This window comes from Nereida ignava (assembly GCF_001049735.1).
Lineage (GTDB): Bacteria > Pseudomonadota > Alphaproteobacteria > Rhodobacterales > Rhodobacteraceae > Nereida > Nereida ignava.
This window is the reverse complement of the sequence record NZ_CVPC01000003.1, coordinates 139,814-153,500: the sequence shown is the minus strand read 5'-3', so window position 1 is coordinate 153,500 and position 13,687 is coordinate 139,814. Positions and strand designations below refer to the sequence as shown.

Sequence of the window (13,687 nt, the reverse complement as noted above, 5' to 3'; positions counted from 1 at the left end):
CGTGCTACAGCCATTCGCCCTTGAGAACCTGACGGTAAATTTGGCGCAACCAGCTGTCTCCGCTGGCCTCTGCCTCAAGACCGTTACTCGTCAACAAATTGAAACTATCTTGATACCAGTCAGTTGACTGGAAATTATACCCAAGGATCGCACCGGCTGTTTTTGCTTCATCAGCCAAGCCAAGGGATACGTAGCTTTCGACCAAGCGGTGCAGCGCTTCTGGTGTGTGCGAAGTTGTTTGGAAATCTTCGACAACCACGCGAAAGCGGTTAATGGCCGCCGTAAAGTGGCCTTTGCGCAAGTAGTAACGGCCAATTTCCATTTCCTTGGCCGCAAGGTGGTCAAAAGCCAAATCAAACTTCAAAATCGAAGAACGCGCATATTCCGTATCAGGATACCGCTCGATCACAGTGCGCAATGCCTGCAACGCCTGAAACGTCAAACCTTGGTCGCGACCGATCTCATCGATCTGGTCGTAAAAGCTAAGCGCCAAGAGGTACTGCGCATATGCCGCATCCTCATCCGCCGGATAAAAATCGATAAACCGTTGTGCCGCTGCGCGTGAACTTGGGTAATCACGGTCTTTGTGAAACGCGAATGCCTGCATGATCAGACCGCGCTTGGCCCATTCAGAATAAGGATAAAGCCGCTCGACCTCGCCAAAAAAACGGGCGGCTTCTTCGGGGTTGCTCTCGGCAAGTTCAAATTCACCACGTTGGTAGATTTCTTCAGCGGTGTAAGATTCCAGCGGGCGATCACGCCCTTCGTTTGACAGCGCCGCACAGCCCGCAATAGCAACAAGCCCAACTACCGCTACAGTCGCACGCGCAGCACGGGCGTAGCGACCCTGTATCTGGGGCGATTTTCGTTTTACTCGTGACTGCGTCGCGCGTTCCCGCATGGCCCGTCGATCCCTCTCTCGGTCCTTTAACAAAATGTGTAAAGACTGCTCAAAGATTTATCCAGAGGCTATCCGCAGTGACGCGCCCAGAACACGAACAAAAACGATTGATCAGCAGGCTTGCGGCAGATCCAACACCTCAACACCCGCCCCCGGAAGGCCAGATGCCATTTCAGGTGTGCATGTGACAACTTCAAAAGCGCTTGGGTCCGCAAAGAGCGCGCGCAACAGACGGTTCGTCATTGCGTGCCCTGCGCGTACGCCGGTGTACCGACCCAAAATAGGGTGGCCTGCAAGCGACAAATCACCCAACGCATCAAGCATTTTGTGACGTACCGCTTCATCCGCGTGGCGGAACCCACCTGGCGAGAGGACTGCGTCACCATCAACAACAACCGCGTTGGTCAATGTGCCACCCAACGCCAACCCGTTTGAGCGCATCGCATCCACGTCTGACTGACGGCAGAACGTACGGCTGTCTGACAACTCACGCACAAACGTGCCGTTGCGCAGATTGAGATGCTTGCGCTGTCGACCAATCGCGCCGTCCGCAAAATCAATTGAGAAATCTATTTCAAGCGCATCTGAAGGGGAGAGTGATGCAGTCGCACCGTCTACTGTAACTTCAATGTCTTTCAAAATTCGGATCGCTTGCAGCGGCGCGCCCAAAGTCTGCACGCCCGCGTTCAGGAAAGATTGTGCAAAAGTGACCGAACTGCCGTCCAGAATGGGCACTTCGCCACCATCAATTTCGATCATTGCATTATGAATGCCGCAGCCGGTCAATGCCGCCATAACGTGCTCAACCGTGGAAACCGTTACACCAGCATCATTGACCAACAACGTGCAAAGCGGAGAAATCTCTACGCGGTCCCAAGTTGCTGGGATCAGATTGTCTTTCGAGGACGCCACATCCGTGCGGCGAAACCAGATACCGTAATTCGTAGAGGCAGGTGCGACTGTCATACGCACAGCGCGGCCAGAGTGCAGGCCGGTGCCAGTAAATGTGACAGGGGTACGCAGTGTTGTTTGCAAGATGTGCCTCAGACGGGTGATGCTTTTGTGCAACCTTGCTATGAAAAGTCTGCCGAAGTCACAATTAACAGTTTGTAACGTTTTGTAACAGTCGATCTGCGGCTCGGCGGAACCTCGCCATACTTTTCGTTAAGTCATTAATATCAAATAACAAAGGCCGCCTCCAAAGGAAGCGGCCCATTGAAGTTTTTTAGCTAAACCTAGTTTGCTTGACGGCGCAAGAACGCAGGAATTTCAATGCGGTCCTGCTCGGCATTTGTGCTTTGCTCATCATCATATGCCTCTTGAACCGGAGGCTGCTGGCGCATCGCCGCCGGAGCAGAACGCTCAGACTGCTCTGCCCCACCAGTCATGCGACCAATAAGGCTGTTGATACCAAAGCGAGGACGCTCTGCTGCTTCGGGCGCTTGAGGCGCAGCGGCTGCAGTTGGAGCAGGCTGCGCTTCACGTGCCGGGGTGTTGGACACGGCTGCATTCAAACGCGCAAGCGCTTCCGCAGAGGGCTGTCCAGGTGCAGGCGCTTGCGGCGCGACATACTGCTCGGCCGCAGGCGCCTCAGGTGCTGGCTGGTACGCGGGAGGAGGTACGTCACCGCCAGCAGAAGAAGCGTCAAAAATGTTCTCTGCAGCATCAGCCTCAGCAGGCTGCTCTGCGTCGAGTTCATTAAACAGGCTAGGCTCTGCCGTGACTTCGCGCGCTGCGACTGGTGCAGGCTGAGCTGGCTCCGGCTGAGCGGCTTGTTGTGGCGCAGCAGGTGTAGCGCTGGCGCGGCGTGGGGCAGGCATGTCGTGGACACTGGTAGCAGCGTCGATACCGGTTGCCACAACACTTACGCGCATGATGCCATCGAGAGTTGTGTCCAAAGTTGAACCGACGATGATGTTTGCATCCGCGTCAACTTTGTCACGGATAACATTCGCCGCTTCATCCAGTTCGAACAGTGTAAGATCGTAACCGCCAGTGATGTTGATGAGCACGCCATTCGCGCCGTTGAGGCTGATCTCGTCGAGAAGTGGGTTAGCAATGGCTTTCTCTGCAGCCTGCTGCGCACGATCCTCGCCAGACGCCTCGCCTGTTCCCATCATTGCCTTACCCATTTCGTCCATCACAGCGCGAACATCTGCAAAGTCGAGGTTAATCAGACCGGGACGGACCATCAAATCAGTCACACCTTTAACGCCTTGATAAAGGACATCGTCAGCCATCGAGAAGGCTTCGGTGAACGTAGTTTTTTCATTCGCCAAGCGGAACAGGTTTTGGTTAGGAATGATGATCAGCGTGTCGACCATCTTTTGCAGTGCTTCAATACCCTCTTCAGCCTGACGCATGCGCTTTGCACCCTCAAACTGGAACGGCTTTGTAACAACACCAACAGTCAAAACACCCAACTCACGCGCCGCTTGCGCGATGATTGGCGCCGCACCTGTACCTGTGCCACCACCCATGCCAGCAGTGATGAAGCACATGTGCGCACCCGCGAGATGGTCAACGATTTGCTCAATGCTTTCTTCGGCAGCGGCAGCACCAACAGAAGCGCGCGCACCAGCACCAAGGCCTTCAGTCACTTTAACACCAAGCTGGATTTTCGATGGCGCACCAGACTGCTGCAATGCCTGCGCGTCTGTGTTGGCGATCACGAACTCTACACCCTCAAGGGCTTTTTCGATCATGTTATCAACAGCGTTACCGCCAGCGCCCCCAACACCGAAAACAGTGATGCGGGGTTTGAGATCTTCTTGTCCGGGCATGGAGAGATTAAGTGCCATAGTGATATATCCGCCTGAGTTCGCCGCAGCCCCCAAATTTCTGGATGCGGCTCGTTTTCAACATTGTGCTCGCCCTGCTTTTACAGGTACGTACTGCCTTCATTAGCAACCATGATACCGCGACAATTGGCGCGCGTCACCTGAAAAACGGTGATTTCAGCACAAAATAACGGCAAAAAACCGCTCAAACGCCCCTCATCTGGGGGTATAGCAATAGATTTCGGGGTTACCAGTTGTCTTTGAACCACCGGAACGCACGCTTTAGGCTGCGCGCGGGGTACATTTCAGTTGGTACATCAAAGTCCCACCACTCGTCCTGAGGGTTCGCCGCAAAAAGCGCTAGCCCGACAGCAGACGAAAAAGCAGGCCCTGTTACAGCCTGCGGAAGCCCCTGAACCCGCAACGGACGCCCCATGCGGACGTGCTGCCCCAAAATGCGACTGGCCAACCCGTCAAGGCCAGGAATTTGGCTCGCACCACCAGTCAGCACAATCTTTTGGCTTGGCAGATGCTCAAAGCCCGCCGCATCAAGTCGTGCGCGCGCTTCTTCCAGAATTTCCTCTACGCGGGGACGCATGATACCAATCAACTCCGCGCGGCTTGCCTGACGGCTATCAAGCTCCCAATCACCAGTGTCACCGCCAAGTTGGATCATGTCACGGTCATCCATACCCGTGGCGTGAACGCCGCCGTAATATGTCTTAAGCCGTTCCGCTGTTGGTGTTGGCACACGCAGACCCATCGCGATATCGGATGTAACGTGATCGCCGCCCATACGCACCGCATCTGAGTAAATCATGTGTTTCTTGATGAATATTGAAATACTGGTGGAGCCGCCGCCCATGTCGATACATGCAGCACCCAATTCTTGCTCGTCCTCGATCAAGGCAGAAAGGCCACTGGAATATGCCGCCGAAGCAAGACCAGCCAGCTCTAGGTCGCAGCGCTTCACGCATTGCACGATGTTTTGAATGACAGGTGCATCAACTGTCAGCAGATGCAGATCGGTCATCAATTCTTGCCCCGCCTGACCGCGCGGATCCGCAAGGCCAGACCGGTAATCCAGCGCAAAGTTCACAGGCTGCGCGTGCAAAACCTCGCGGCCCGCACCGATATCAGGCTCATCGCACATCGCCAGAACGCGGCCAATGTCCGCATCTGTCACAACGCCAGTCTCAAGTTCAACTTTACCATCAAGGCCGTAACTACGCGGGTTTGCGCCGCTGAAGGAAACAATCACATGATCTACGCGGGTTTCAGCCATTTTTTGGCTGGCCTGCACGGCGGTACGAATGGCGCGCTCGGTCTCAGCCATTGTGGTGATTTCGCCAAAACTCACCCCACGTGAACGGGTTGTCGCAACACCAATGACGCGGAAGCTTGACTGTCCTGCCAGTGACCCGATCCCTTCGGAGGACAGGCCTTCAGAGCCGTCAAAACGCAAAACAAAGCACGCTGTCTTTGATGTGCCGATGTCCAATACCGCAATGACACCTTTTTGAAGGGCCGCTTTGCGGGCGGTTCGCATGGCGCGCTGCATGGCATAGGGCTGGCTCATCGTTGGCCTCCAAACTCAATTTCATTGATTTTACGGATATCTTCGCGGGCCGCTTCGCCCAGCCGTACAGTCGGGCGATATGACAATCGCATATCAACGGCCATGACATCACGGTTCAAAATATCTTGCGCACGGTCCAAAATCACCACACGCTCAAGCGCCGTTACAGGCGCATCCACGGGCAGCATTATACGCTGCCCCGTTTGCAGAACAACGTCCCAACGGCGCTCGCCCATGCGGACCAAACCTTGAACACGATCAGCAATTGGCGCCGCGGCAGCGATCACTTGCAGCGCTTCGGCTACTTGGTCTTGCGCCCCCATGCCTGCGATCAGTGGGAGATGCGGGTAAGCATTTCTGTCCTCAACTGCTGCCACACGGTGGCCTGCATCATCACGCAGTTCCATCCCCTCGTGGTGACGCCAAACAACAGCTGGCACTCGCTCATACACATCTATTTGCAGCAAATTTCCTGTACGAACCGCAAGAGATGCGGTCTTCACGGCATCAAGGCTTTCAACTGTTTGGCGCATTGCCTCAAGGTCCAGATCAAAACTGGAGACAGGCAAATCAACAGGCAAAACTTCACGAATTGCGGCGGCTGTCGCATCAGAAGCCCCATCGATTGCCATAACGTTGACCATGAACTCGGGTCGGGTTTCAAGTTGTGCACGGGCCTGCTGCCACGCAGCAACTGTTTTGGCGCGGTTATCTGACTGAGCAAAATAAATACCCGCAACAAGCGCCGCGACACACAACGGCAAACCAAGGCGCACAAAATTGCGGTAACCGGGGCGCAGTCGCAGACGGTGATAACGATATGCCCACTTTGATGGCGCGGGGTCACGGCGCGGCGCTGACGCCTCAGGCTGTGCAGTATTGGACGTGCGGGCACGCAAAATTGGGCGCTTGCCTATCTGTTGCATGAGGCGTCCCTCACCATCCATTCGCAAAACTCAGCGTATGAAAGCCCTGCGTGTTGCGCCTGCTCGGGGCTAAGCGATGTGGGCGTCATCCCCGGCTGCGTGTTGGTTTCAAGCAGGATAATACCGTCAATTCCACGCGCCTCGTCCCAACGAAAATCAGTCCGCGAAACACCACGACAGCCCAACGCGGCATGGGCGCGTAATGCGTAATCCTGACACGCCTTGGTGATGTCATCCGGAATATTCGCAGGCACAACATGGCGCGACCCACCCGCTACATATTTTGCATCATAGTCATAAAAACCGTCGGTCAAAATATCAGTCACAGCAAAAACACGGTCCCCCATAACGGTGGCCGTCAACTCACGACCCTCGGCATAAGCTTCGACCATCACCTCATCTGGCATGTCGTCGGACAGCTGCGGAGGACCATTGGCGCCATCAGCAATCAGATAGACCCCAACGCTGGACCCTTCGTTATTGGGTTTGACCACATACGGCACAGGCATCACGTGAGACGCTATCACATCTTCGCGCCGGGCAATCACGCTCGGTACAAAAGGCAGCGCGGCCGCGGCATAAATCTCTTTGGTGCGGGTTTTGTCCATCGCGATCGCAGATGCCATAACACCCGAATGCGTATAGGGAATATTAAGCCATTCAAGCAGGCCCTGAACACACCCGTCCTCACCCCACCGTCCGTGCAGCGCATTGAACGCCACATCAGGAGCAAGCGCCAACAGCTGCGCGCCAAGATCTTTGCCAGCATCAATCGGATGAACATCATGACCAAGAGTGCTGAGTGCCGCGCACACTTGCTCACCGGACGACAAAGAGACCTCACGCTCTGCGCTTGGCCCGCCCATCAGTACTGCAATTTTAAGGGGGTCACTGCCTGACTTACCCACCGCTTGCCTCATCTCCCCGCTCTCGTCAGAACGGATTGCGCGCGCATGGTTGCACGCTTCTTTTCATGTCCGAGGGCTGCTCTGCCCGCCATTCTTATCATTGTCCGCTTTTTGCGTGCTTATTTTGCGGCGGGTTCACCCACTCGCATAATTTCCCACTCTAGCGTCAGGCCACTGTTTTCGTAAACCTTTTTTCGCACCAGCTCGCCCAGTTTTTCCAGATCATCAGCGGTGGCATCCCCAGTGTTGATGAGAAAATTCGGGTGTTTTGGGGACATCTGCGCACCGCCAAGAGTGAACCCGCGCAGGCCAGCATCCTCAATCACCTTCCACGCCTTGAGGTCGTGAACATCATCCGCTCGCCCTGTTGAGCTAAACCCCGCAGGGTTGCGAAAAGTGCTGCCCGCGCTTCTGTCTTTGGTTGGCTGGGTTTCATCGCGCTTGGCAAGCTGAACTGCCATTGTGTCGTGCAAGGTTTGCGGAGCGCCCGTAGGTGCCTCAAACACCGCATGGGTCAACACCCAGCCTTCGGGCAGCGTAGATGTTCGATACCCAAAGGCTAAATCGTCAGGACCAAGCTCAACCCGTTCACCACTGCGCGTTACGGCTTCTGCCTTGATAAAGTGATCCGCTGTATACCGTCCATAACATCCCGCATTCATCCGAACAGCGCCACCAATTGAACCAGGGATTGTGCGCAAGAACGTCAAATCAAGACCGGCATCGGCTGCTTTACGCGCCACATGAGCATCAAGTGCTGCAACCCCTGCCCGCACGGTAGTGCCGCTAATTTCTATGTCATTAAAACCGCGCCCCATTCGAATGACGGCCGCGCGCAGCCCACCGTCACGAACAATCAGATTGCTACCGACACCCATTGGGAACACCGGCGTCTCAGCAGGTAGGGCCGCTAAAAACGAACAAAGATCGTCTACATCAGCAGGTTGGAAAAGCACGTCTGCGGGACCACCAACACGCAACCACGTCAGGTCCGCAAGGGCGCGCCCTTGGGTAAGTCGTCCGCGCACATCGGGCCAATCCGTCATCGTAGTGCCTTCTCTTTGAGCCAATTCACACCGCGATACAGCGGCCAGCGCAGCACAGCAATACCAACACCAAGGCCCAGCACAGCCGCCCAAACGCCACCCGAATACGTTGCCATGCCGAGGGTCGGAATACCGACCGCTATCAAGAAATACGCCCGCCCCCAATGATTGTCTTTGGACGGGATCGATTGAAGGATTTGCGCGAGAACCACCCAACCGCAGATCAACACAGTCGCAATCATGAGCGTACAGGCTCGCCAATCATTTGACGCGCTACATACAAAAGTGGCACGCGAAACAGCGATACAAACGCCGCAAGACCAAGTGCGACTGCACCAAGACCATGTTCAAACCCCACGAAAATAAGCAGAAATGGCACAACGATTGCCAACATTATTGCGGGCGCATACTGGACCCGCAACGGCAACAGCGCTGTGACACTGGCCAGTAAGGCCCAAACACAACATGACACGATGGATGCACTAACAATCATTGATCGGCTCCCATTTTTGCGGGCAAGCCATTGGCCCAAGCTGAAATGGTACCGGCACCAAGGCATACGACCATATCCCCTGCCACCGCTTGTTCGCGTACCAAGCGCAAAAGGTCATCCTCACCCACAACCGCACGGGCGTGGCGATGGCCATGCCGGATCAAACCCGCCACCAGATCATCACGGGTAGCCCCTTCGATGACATCTTCGCCCGCGGCAAAGACCTCGGAAATTGCCACAACATCTGCGTCATTAAAACAGCTGCAAAAGTCATCGAACAGATCGTGCAAGCGTGAATAACGGTGCGGTTGGTGCACGGCAATTACGCGGCCTTCTGTTGCCTGCCGCGCTGCACGAAGGGCCGCAGCAATCTCAACGGGATGGTGTGCATAGTCGTCAATGATGGTCACGCCGCCTACTTCACCGATACGCGTAAAACGTCGGTTCACACCGCGGAAATTCTCAAGCGCTGATTTGATCTCCTCACGCTTCAAACCCAAATGGCGCGCCACCGCAACTGCGGCCAGCGCATTGGATACGTTGTGATCGCCGGGCATAGGCAACATACAGCCCTCAATCATCTGATCCTCACCTTGCAAAGCCACGTCGAAATACGCCGCCCCATTGCGGTACGTCAGGTTCACTGCACGCACGTCAGCCTGTGCGTTAAAACCATAGGTAACAACACGCCGGTCCGTGATCTTGCCCACCAAGGACTGTACCTCGGAATGATCCGTGCAACACACCGCCAAGCCGTAAAACGGAATATTGGAAACGAAGTCCAGAAAGCCTTTGCGCAGGTTATCAAAACTGCCCCAGTGCTCCATATGTTCAGGGTCAATATTGGTGACCACAGCAATCGTTGCAGGGAGCCTATTGAAGGTGCCGTCGCTTTCGTCGGCCTCAACCACCATCCACTCCCCCTGCCCCACGCGTGCGTTAGAACCGTAGGCGTGAATTACGCCGCCGTTGATAACAGTCGGGTCGACACCGCCCGCGTCCAACAACGCGCTGACCATGGTTGTCGTCGTGGTTTTGCCGTGGGTTCCCGCGACGGCCACGTTAGATTTCAAGCGCATCAATTCCGCAAGCATTTCGGCGCGGCGCACAATTGGCAGGCCCTTCGCACGTGCTGCATCATACTCAGCGTTACCAGGCTTGATCGCACTAGAGATCACCACAACATCCGCATCCTGAAGGTTTTCAGCAGCCTGCCCGACGAAAATTTTAGCCCCCAAACCGGCCAAACGATCCGTGATTTTGGATGCCTTCAGGTCCGAGCCTTGCACAGTGTAGCCATGATCCAGAAGCACTTCCGCAATGCCGGACATGCCAATGCCGCCAATCCCCACAAAGTGAAGCGCGCCTAATTTCGTGGGAAGTTTCGTTGCTGCCATATCCGTGCCTACCGTCTTTCATTTTTGTACTTATTGCTGGCTTTGCGCCAGTTCTAATGTGAGATCAGCCAAGGCTTGGGTCGCATCTGGCCGCCCCGCCCCAAGCGCCGCCTGCGCCATCGCAGTTGCTTTTTTCGGGTTGCTGAGAATAGCTGAGATCTGCGCTGCGACCGCCTCAACCGTAAAAGTATCTTCGGCCATCACCACAGCCCCACCAACTTCTGCAAGCCCGCGCGCATTTGCGGTTTGGTGATCATCTGTCGCAATGCCAAGTGGCACCAAAATCGATGGCCGGCCAATCACAGAAATATCCGCCACACTACTTGCGCCTGCACGGCTGATGACCAACTGGGCTTCTGCAAACAGAGTGGGAATATCATCAAAGAACGGCTGTACATGCGCAGTGATGCCGTGTTGTGCGTAAAATTCTGTAACACGCGCCTCGTCCTCTCCACGTGCTTGATGGATGACGCGCACATTCGCGCGGACACTTTCCGGCAGTCGCGCGATGGCCGCTGGCACCACATCAGACAGAATACGCGCGCCTTGGCTGCCGCCAATGACGACAATCGACATCGGATAATCTCCGGGTGGAATATACCCCGCTGCAGCGCGGGTCAGCACGGTTTCACGCACAGGGTTGCCCGTTGGAACACCCTCGATGCCATCTGGAAGGCTCATTGGCCACGTGCCGCATGCAACGCGACTTACACGGGACGCAAACAGTTTGTTCACTCGGCCCAACACACCGTTTTGCTCGTGCAACATGCGGGGGCGACGCAGCAAAGTTGCCGCTGTCAAAGCGGGAATTGAGGGATAACCACCGAACCCAACCACCACATCAGGACGGTCGCGCAGCATTGCAAAAGTTGCGCCCACACAGCCTGCAATGATCTGAAACGGCGCCAACACTTTTGCCAAAATACCACCACGCGACAGCGTTGCGCTGCTGACCTGCTCTATTTTCACATCGGAAGGAAAGCCACCGGCGTAGCGCGCACCGCGGGCGTCCGTACTCAGAACGACGCGCCAGCCTTGTGCAAGCATCGCCTCTGCCAGTGCTTGCGCGGGAAACATATGCCCGCCCGTGCCGCCCGCCGCGATGATCAGGAGGGGTTTGCCCGCCATGACTTACACGCCCCGGCGGGACAGGATATCACCAATCTCACCTTGCGGGCGTTTGCGTGTGAACGCGAGCAGCATCCCAACTGCAATGCCACCAGCGATCAACGACGAGCCACCATAGCTAACAAACGGAAGGGTCATACCTTTTGCCGGCAACAACCGCACCGCGACACCCATGTTAACCAAAGCCTGAATACCGAATGTGCACGCCAACCCCGTACCTGCCAGACGAATGAACGGATCCCGCTCACGGGTCAGGCGGTGCAGCGAGCGCAGCACGATTGCGGTATAAAGAAGGATAATAATCAGCACTAAAAAGAGGCCATATTCCTCAGCCGCGACAGCAATAATGAAGTCCGTATGGGCATCGGGTAGTGATTGCTTAACCTGCCCTTCGCCAACGCCCACGCCAAAAAAACCACCCTCACGTATAGCGTTGGTCGCGTAGCCAAGCTGGGTTGTGGGATCAACTTCAGATGACCAATAGCCGTCAATGCGGCGCGCGAAGTGCTCGCTTGAGGAATAGGCAACAAAGCCACCCGCGATGACCAACCCCATCAGACCGATCAACAAAACCGCAGGCGCGCCAGCGACAAACCACATCACGCCCCAGCCGAACAACACCAAGCACGCCTGACCAAAATCAGGTTGTAGCGCCAACATCAAAACGATCATGACGCACAAGATAAATGACATGGATTTACCCGGAGGCCCCTCAAGTTCCTGACTGGCCGCCATCATCCACGCCGCCATCACAACAAAACTGGGCTTCAAAAACTCGGACGGCTGCAAAGACGCAAACCCAAGCGAATACCAGCGCACCGCACCTTTTCCAAAGTCCGTTCCAAAAACAGGCAGAGCTGCAAGCGCAACGAATGAAGCCATAAATCCAAGAACCGCCAAGCGGCGCACCATATCGGGCTGCATCATCGACACGACAAACATGGTGATCATCGCCATAAATCCGAAAATGATCTGACGCTCTACGTAATGAAACGGAGCGAAGCCATTTTTGGCAGCAAGCGGAGGGGACGCCGCAAGTCCAAGCAGCAAGCCGATCCCAAACAGGATCAGAATGCACGACATTGTCCACTTGTCGATCGTGCGCCACCAGCGTGGAAGCACAGCATCGCCGCTACGCACGGGGACCGTGCCATAGACCATTTCTGTCATGGTTTACCTACTCTAACCGCCTCAATCGCCCCGTTTTCGGGGTCTCTAAAGGGACAATACTACGAAACCGCGTGTGATTCTACGGAAATTACGCATGAATTTGAGGTTTCTGAGTACGCCAAGCGGCACTCCGCTTGCCAACGGGCGTAAGCTGAGCCACTCACCACATATGCAAATTAATACACTCATCATTGGCGCTGGCGCCGCAGGCTTGATGTGCGCCGCCCACAGCGGCCCGAAAACTATGGTTGTGGATCACGCCAAAGCGGCCGGTGAAAAGATACGCATTTCGGGCGGGGGCAAGTGTAACTTCACCAATATGTACGCAGAGCCCCAGAATTTTCTGAGTGCAAACCCACATTTCTGCAAATCAGCCCTGTCACGCTACACCCAGTGGGATTTCATCGAGATGGTCGCAGCAGCAGGCATTCCCTATCATGAGAAAACGTTGGGTCAGTTGTTTTGCGACACCTCCGCCAAAGACATCATCAAGCTGCTCAAAACCGAAGCTCGCGGTGCGGACATTCGCCTCAACACCTCTGTTGAGCATATCGCCAAGGCCGAAAACGGTTTTGATGTAGCCTTAATGCACGAAGGCAAGCTTACATCCGTCTCAACCGCGAATTTGGTAGTGGCCACTGGCGGCAAATCAATTCCCAAAATGGGTGCTACAGACTTCGGCTACCGCATCGCGCGACAGTTTGACATTGATGTGTTGCCGACCCGCGCAGGGCTGGTTCCCCTTACCTTCGGGCAAGATATCATGGAGGCCCTAAAGCCCATGGCAGGCGTGTCACTCAATGCGCGGGTCAGCTGTAATGGTGCCGCTTTTGAAGAAGGGTTGTTGATCACCCACCGCGGCCTTTCCGGACCATCGATCTTACAAGCCAGTTCCTATTGGCACGAAAAAGACAGTTTGTTTCTGCATCTTGAGCCTGCGCTCGACATTGTGCAGGCGCTCAAAGACCAGCGTCAACAAGCCGGACGTATGGCAGTTCATACAGCATTGGGCGCGCATCTGCCTTCAAAACTTGCCAACTACATCATCGAAATTGCGGGGCTTAGCGGAAATTTAGCCGATCAATCCGACAATGATCTGGCGCAGCTTGAAGCAGTTCTGACCGAATTGGAAATGCGCCCAACAGGTAGCGAAGGATACAGAACCGCCGAAGTGACCCTTGGCGGCGTGAACACCGATGCTCTCAACTCAAAAACAATGGAAAGCCGCACCGTACCGGGGCTTTATTTCATCGGTGAGGTTGTCGACGTTACGGGATGGCTTGGCGGATACAACTTTCAGTGGGCATGGTCATCTGGATGGGCCGCGGGGACGGCAATCGCGGGCTAAGGCAGCGCCAC

The 13,687-nt window shown here is 55.4% G+C and carries 13 protein-coding genes; 1 reads left to right on the top strand and 12 read right to left on the bottom strand.

Annotated features, from left to right (window positions below):
- Nucleotides 1-4 precede the first annotated feature (4 nt).
- The 12 genes from NIG5292_RS02970 to ftsW form a co-directional block, all read right to left on the bottom strand.
- Complete coding sequence (locus tag NIG5292_RS02970; protein WP_082136603.1) at nt 5-901, bottom strand: outer membrane protein assembly factor BamD; 897 nt, start codon at nt 899-901, stop codon at nt 5-7.
- Between the two features lie 111 nt (nt 902-1,012).
- Complete coding sequence (gene lpxC / locus NIG5292_RS02965; RefSeq protein WP_048597874.1) at nt 1,013-1,936, bottom strand: UDP-3-O-acyl-N-acetylglucosamine deacetylase; 924 nt, start codon at nt 1,934-1,936, stop codon at nt 1,013-1,015.
- 200 nt (nt 1,937-2,136) lie between these two features.
- On the bottom strand, nt 2,137-3,702 hold the full coding sequence (gene ftsZ, locus NIG5292_RS02960; protein ID WP_048597872.1) for a cell division protein FtsZ: 1,566 nt from the start codon (nt 3,700-3,702) through the stop codon (nt 2,137-2,139).
- A gap of 226 nt (nt 3,703-3,928) precedes the next feature.
- On the bottom strand, nt 3,929-5,260 hold the full coding sequence (ftsA, locus tag NIG5292_RS02955) for a cell division protein FtsA (RefSeq protein WP_048597869.1): 1,332 nt from the start codon (nt 5,258-5,260) through the stop codon (nt 3,929-3,931).
- Nucleotides 5,257-6,186, bottom strand: a complete 930-nt coding sequence (locus tag NIG5292_RS02950) for a cell division protein FtsQ/DivIB (RefSeq protein ID WP_177193411.1) — start codon at nt 6,184-6,186, stop codon at nt 5,257-5,259. Before NIG5292_RS02950 ends, ftsA begins: the two co-directional genes overlap by 4 nt.
- A complete protein-coding gene (locus NIG5292_RS02945; protein ID WP_143081926.1) occupies nt 6,174-7,106 on the bottom strand; it encodes a D-alanine--D-alanine ligase in 933 nt (310 codons plus the stop codon). Before NIG5292_RS02945 ends, NIG5292_RS02950 begins: the two co-directional genes overlap by 13 nt.
- A 107-nt stretch (nt 7,107-7,213) precedes the next feature.
- Nucleotides 7,214-8,140 (bottom strand): UDP-N-acetylmuramate dehydrogenase, encoded by a 927-nt coding sequence (gene murB, locus NIG5292_RS02940; RefSeq protein ID WP_048597866.1) that lies wholly within the window; start codon nt 8,138-8,140, stop codon nt 7,214-7,216.
- Nucleotides 8,137-8,382 (bottom strand): DUF2484 family protein, encoded by a 246-nt coding sequence (locus tag NIG5292_RS02935; RefSeq protein WP_048597865.1) that lies wholly within the window; start codon nt 8,380-8,382, stop codon nt 8,137-8,139. The genes murB and NIG5292_RS02935 overlap by 4 nt, the downstream gene beginning before the upstream one ends.
- Nucleotides 8,379-8,633, bottom strand: a complete 255-nt coding sequence (locus NIG5292_RS02930) for a DUF2484 family protein (protein ID WP_048597864.1) — start codon at nt 8,631-8,633, stop codon at nt 8,379-8,381. The genes NIG5292_RS02935 and NIG5292_RS02930 overlap by 4 nt, the downstream gene beginning before the upstream one ends.
- A complete protein-coding gene (gene murC / locus NIG5292_RS02925) occupies nt 8,630-10,030 on the bottom strand; it encodes a UDP-N-acetylmuramate--L-alanine ligase (protein ID WP_048597863.1) in 1,401 nt (466 codons plus the stop codon). The genes NIG5292_RS02930 and murC overlap by 4 nt, the downstream gene beginning before the upstream one ends.
- Nucleotides 10,031-10,060: 30 nt before the next feature.
- Complete coding sequence (locus NIG5292_RS02920) at nt 10,061-11,158, bottom strand: UDP-N-acetylglucosamine--N-acetylmuramyl-(pentapeptide) pyrophosphoryl-undecaprenol N-acetylglucosamine transferase (RefSeq protein ID WP_048597862.1); 1,098 nt, start codon at nt 11,156-11,158, stop codon at nt 10,061-10,063.
- Nucleotides 11,159-11,161: 3 nt separating this feature from the next.
- Nucleotides 11,162-12,328: a putative lipid II flippase FtsW gene (ftsW, locus tag NIG5292_RS02915; protein ID WP_048597861.1), complete on the bottom strand. Its 1,167-nt coding sequence runs from the start codon at nt 12,326-12,328 to the stop codon at nt 11,162-11,164.
- A 169-nt stretch (nt 12,329-12,497) separates the two neighbouring features.
- On the opposite strand from ftsW, the gene NIG5292_RS02910 reads away from it, so the two are divergent.
- The gene (locus tag NIG5292_RS02910; protein WP_048597860.1) at nt 12,498-13,676 is read left to right on the top strand and encodes a BaiN/RdsA family NAD(P)/FAD-dependent oxidoreductase; all 1,179 of its coding nucleotides are present in this window, start codon (nt 12,498-12,500) and stop codon (nt 13,674-13,676) included.
- Nucleotides 13,677-13,687 lie beyond the last annotated feature (11 nt).

Bases quoted from the DNA above. Each gene is read 5' to 3' on its own strand.
- ftsZ (WP_048597872.1), bottom strand. From the start codon at position 3,702: ATGGCACTTAATCTCTCCATGCCCGGACAAGAAGATCTCAAACCCCGC.
- NIG5292_RS02910 (WP_048597860.1), top strand. From the start codon at position 12,498: ATGCAAATTAATACACTCATCATTGGCGCTGGCGCCGCAGGCTTGATG.
- NIG5292_RS02935 (WP_048597865.1), bottom strand. From the start codon at position 8,382: ATGATTGCGACTGTGTTGATCTGCGGTTGGGTGGTTCTCGCGCAAATC.
- NIG5292_RS02950 (WP_177193411.1), bottom strand. From the start codon at position 6,186: ATGCAACAGATAGGCAAGCGCCCAATTTTGCGTGCCCGCACGTCCAAT.
- NIG5292_RS02945 (WP_143081926.1), bottom strand. From the start codon at position 7,106: ATGAGGCAAGCGGTGGGTAAGTCAGGCAGTGACCCCCTTAAAATTGCA.
- murC (WP_048597863.1), bottom strand. From the start codon at position 10,030: ATGGCAGCAACGAAACTTCCCACGAAATTAGGCGCGCTTCACTTTGTG.
- NIG5292_RS02920 (WP_048597862.1), bottom strand. From the start codon at position 11,158: ATGGCGGGCAAACCCCTCCTGATCATCGCGGCGGGCGGCACGGGCGGG.
- ftsA (WP_048597869.1), bottom strand. From the start codon at position 5,260: ATGAGCCAGCCCTATGCCATGCAGCGCGCCATGCGAACCGCCCGCAAA.
- ftsW (WP_048597861.1), bottom strand. From the start codon at position 12,328: ATGACAGAAATGGTCTATGGCACGGTCCCCGTGCGTAGCGGCGATGCT.
- murB (WP_048597866.1), bottom strand. From the start codon at position 8,140: ATGACGGATTGGCCCGATGTGCGCGGACGACTTACCCAAGGGCGCGCC.
- NIG5292_RS02930 (WP_048597864.1), bottom strand. From the start codon at position 8,633: ATGATTGTTAGTGCATCCATCGTGTCATGTTGTGTTTGGGCCTTACTG.
- NIG5292_RS02970 (WP_082136603.1), bottom strand. From the start codon at position 901: ATGCGGGAACGCGCGACGCAGTCACGAGTAAAACGAAAATCGCCCCAG.